The 3,753-nt window shown below is 66.4% G+C and carries 5 protein-coding genes; 1 reads left to right on the forward strand and 4 read right to left on the reverse strand.

Annotation, left to right across the window (positions count from 1 at the left end; genetic code table 11):
* The 3 genes from GSQ79_RS13690 to GSQ79_RS13700 form a co-directional block, all read right to left on the reverse strand.
* The coding region (locus GSQ79_RS13690) for a 4Fe-4S binding protein (RefSeq protein WP_158809332.1) at nucleotides 1–502 on the reverse strand (502 nt) is incomplete at its 3' end.
* Between the two features lie 108 nt (nucleotides 503–610).
* Entirely contained in the window at nucleotides 611–967 is a 357-nt protein-coding gene (locus GSQ79_RS13695; RefSeq protein ID WP_158809261.1) for a cupredoxin domain-containing protein, read from the reverse strand.
* Nucleotides 968–969: 2 nt separating this feature from the next.
* Nucleotides 970–1,497 (reverse strand): iron transporter, encoded by a 528-nt coding sequence (locus GSQ79_RS13700; protein WP_158809262.1) that lies wholly within the window; start codon nucleotides 1,495–1,497, stop codon nucleotides 970–972.
* 274 nt (nucleotides 1,498–1,771) lie between these two features.
* Here GSQ79_RS13700 and cbiB point away from each other — a divergent pair, with 274 nt between their 5' ends.
* The gene (gene cbiB, locus GSQ79_RS13705) at nucleotides 1,772–2,737 is read left to right on the forward strand and encodes an adenosylcobinamide-phosphate synthase CbiB (RefSeq protein WP_158809263.1); all 966 of its coding nucleotides are present in this window, start codon (nucleotides 1,772–1,774) and stop codon (nucleotides 2,735–2,737) included.
* Here the strand turns inward: cbiB and GSQ79_RS13710 are convergent.
* A partial coding sequence (locus tag GSQ79_RS13710) for a cobyric acid synthase (protein ID WP_246725323.1) occupies nucleotides 2,718–3,753 on the reverse strand: 1,036 nt, incomplete at its 5' end. The two genes, cbiB and GSQ79_RS13710, sit on opposite strands and share 20 nt — an antisense overlap.

Genomic DNA, 3,753 nt, shown 5'->3' on the forward strand with positions numbered 1-3,753 from the left:
ACACGCCATTGACCGGGCAGAGGTAACGACACCACACGCGCTTGTCGCGACCGTAGAGGTAGCCGACGACCATCGAGCCGACCGTCGACCCGCCCAGGATCAGCAGTACGGGCTTCGGATACTGATAGACGCTGGTCATCTGTCCATAGATCGTGGTCATCGCGAAGGCAGCGAACGGCCAGCCCTTCCAGCGGATCCAGCGCGGCACGGCCAGCCCGAGCCCGTGGCGGCTGACCCGCTCGGTGATCGCGCCTTCCGGGCAGAACAGCCCGCACCACGACCGCCCGACGACAATCATGCTCAGCAGCACGAAGGGCCACCAGATACCCCAGAAGGCGAATTGCGCGAACAGCGTGAGGTTGGACCAGATGTGCGCCGCGCGCGTCGGCAAGGGCAGAAAGGCCGGCACGGCGACGAGGAGGATGTAGAGCCCGATGATGCCCCACTGCACGATGCCGATCATGCGCTGATGCCGCCGCAGCCATTCCCCCAGGCCGGCCATCGCGCGCGCAGCGACGCCTGGGGCAGGCCGGCGCGGCTGCGGCTTGCTGCGCAGCCTGACCTCTAGGGACACATGACTCATATTGATCGGTCTAGTTGCAGCGCGATGTCACTTCGCGACAAGCACCGCCTGCGGCGCATCGGGATGGAAGTCGTCGAAAAACTTGTATTCCCCGGGATCCAGCGTGCGGATCACCAGGGTCGAGGCGGATCCCGCCGCCAGCACTTTCTCGAGGCGCAACTCGTTGCTCTCGAATTCGGCCGGCGTCTTGCCCTTGTTGGTCAGGTTGATCTTGAACCGGGTGTTGGCCGGCACTTCGATCCGCAGTGGTGTCATCGTTCCATCGTTGAACTCGATGGCGAAACTGGGTTCATCCGCGCGTGCCGTCGAACCCAGGACGGCAAGGGGTGCAACCAAGCCAGCCGCGAAAGCCGCCGATCGAACCCTGGTTGCGCCCCGTGTCATGATCAGTACGCGCCTTTCTTGCCGGTGCCGGCGTAGGTGAATTCCCATTCCGAGGTGATCGGCTTGAACCACGGACCGACGCCGGTCTCCTTGTCGACGTGGCGGCCGAAGTCCATGCCGGGCGGATCGATCGAGATGCTCATCTTGTACTTGCCGGGGCCGAACATCTTGGCGTTGTCGCCGTAGTGCGGGCCGTCGTTGGCCACCATCGGCATCAGCGCACCCTTCTTGGTCTGGCCGCCGTCGACCTTGGTCAGCACATAGTTGACCTTGAGATAGGGGATCCAGTCGCCCTGGGCATAGCCGTTGGTGTTGCCCTTGGCGGCCTTGATATCGATCTCGAGGTGGACATCGGAATCCTTCGCCGGGGCCATCATGCCCTCGGGCTCCATCTCGATCGGCTGGAGATAGACGGCGCCCAGTGTCATGCCGTCCTTTTCCTGCTCAGGGCCGAGCGGCACTTCCTTGGCCATCGCCATCGTCGAAATTAGAACGGTTCCAAACAACAGACATGCAGGAAAAAGACGCATGGTCGAGTTCTTTCGTATTGGGACAGGGCGCTAAGCCCGAAAACAAGCAAACCTATTGCGGAGACCTAACCGGCGATCAAGATAAAAAGTTCGCGTTTTGCCGACGCACGGTCAATGTGATCGCTATATTAGACCGATTAAAAACTACATCTGAGAACCAATATAAATTGTGCAGCAGCTTAGAGGGTGGATGCGGTGCCACGTTGTCGGCTGCGGCGCGGGCGGCTATGCCCTTTGCCATGCACACGACGCCTAGGCCACAAGGCACGTTTCGATGAATCCGGCGATCGCTTTTGTGTCGCTCGTGCTGGAAGCCGTCGTCGGCTATCCGCCCGCGCTGTTTCGCGGCATCGGCCATCCCGTGACATGGCTCGGGGCGCTTCTTCATGGGCTGGATCGACGGCTCAACCGCGACGCCGAAAGTTTTGCGCAGCGCCGCCGCGCCGGGTTTTTGGCGCTTGTCATCCTCCTGCTGGTCGCAGGCGCAGGCGCGGTCGGGCTCGCGGCAGCGGCGAGCCTGCTGCCCCGCTTTGCCGCGATCCTGCTTCTCGGTCTTTTGGCTTCGCCCTGTATGGCGCAGCGCAGCCTCGACAACCACGTTCGTGCCGTAGGCGACGCGCTGCGCGACGCCGGGCTGCCGGCCGGTCGCGCCGCCGTGGCGATGATCGTCGGGCGCGATACGCAAACGCTTGACGAGGCCGGCGTCGCCCGCGCCGCGATCGAGAGCCTGGCGGAGAATTTTTCCGACGGCATCGTCGCCCCCGCGCTGTATCTGGCGATCGGCGGGCTGCCGGGCGGCGTGCTCTACAAGGCGGTAAACACCGCCGACAGCATGATCGGCCACCGCACATCGCGCTTCGAGGCGTTCGGCTTCGCCGCCGCCAAGCTCGACGATGTCGTGAACTGGCCGGCGGCGCGGCTCGCCGGATTATGGATCGTTTTCGCTGCGGCGCTGACGCCGGACGCCTCGGGGCTCGACGCCTGGCGGATCATGCGCCGCGACGCGCGCGGCCACCCCTCGCCGAACGCCGGCTGGCCGGAGGCGGCGATGGCCGGCGCGCTCGGGATCAGGCTCGGCGGCCCGCGCGCCTATGGCGGCCTGATCATCGAAGATGCCGCGATGGGCGACGGCATATCCGCCGATCTCTCGGCGATTTCGCGCGCGCTAAGCCTGTATCGGCTGGCCTGCGGGCTCAACGCGCTGGCGATTCTGGTGCTGGCTACCGCGCTATGGCGATGAGCCTGTCGAGGTCGACGTGCGCCTCCATGTGGGCGGCAAGCGCATCGAGCGCCGCCTCCTGGCCCGCCTCGTAAGACAGGCCGTCGCTGGCGGCGCCGAGCCGCCGCAGCAGCGCCGCGCGCTGAGCATCGTCGGCGAACAGGCCGTGGACGTAGCAGCCGGCGACCTGGCCGCTGGCCGAGACGGCGCCGTCGGTCCGGCCGTCAGCGAAGCGCAGCAGCGGGCGTGCCCGGTCCGGCCCGTCGGTCAACCCGACATGCATCTCGTAACCGCGGAACGCGACACCGTCCGCGATGCTGGTGCCGGCGACCGGCGCCAGGTTCTTGTCGCCCGAAAGCTTCGTTGCGATGTCGAGGTAGCCGAGCCCGGCGACGTCCGCGGCCGGGCCCTCGATGCCGAGCGGATCGGCGACGCGCCGCCCCAGCATCTGGTAGCCGCCGCAGAGGCCGAGCACATGGCCGCCGCGACGCACGTGAGCGGCGAGGTCGATGTCCCAGCCCTCGCGGCGCAGTGCCGCGAGGTCGGCGATCGTCGTCTTGGAACCTGGCAGGATGACGAGCCGCGCGTCGCACGGCAGCGTCTCGCCGGACCGGACCATCACTAGACGGACCGCCGGTTCAAGGCGCAGCGGGTCGAGATCGTCGAAATTGGCGATGCCCGGCAGCATCGGCACGGCGACGGTCAGCGCGCCGTCGCCCGGCCGCCAGCCGCGCAGCGCCAGCGAATCCTCGGCCGGCAGCTTTGATGCCCCGACGAAGAACGGCACGAGCCCCAATGCCGGCCAGCCCGTTTTTTCCGCGATCAGCGCCATGCCGTCGGCGAACAGCGCGGGATCGCCGCGAAACTTGTTGACGAGAAAACCGGCCACCATGGCCGCATCCTCGGCTGCGATGACGGTTTTGGTGCCGACCAGCTGGGCGATGACGCCGCCGCGGTCGATGTCGCCGATGAGGATCACCGGCACGTCCGCCGCGCGGGCAAACCCCATGTTGGCGATGTCGTTGGCGCGCAGGTTG

The organism is Beijerinckia sp. L45, assembly GCF_009765775.1.
Classification (GTDB): Bacteria; Pseudomonadota; Alphaproteobacteria; order Rhizobiales; family Beijerinckiaceae; genus RH-AL1.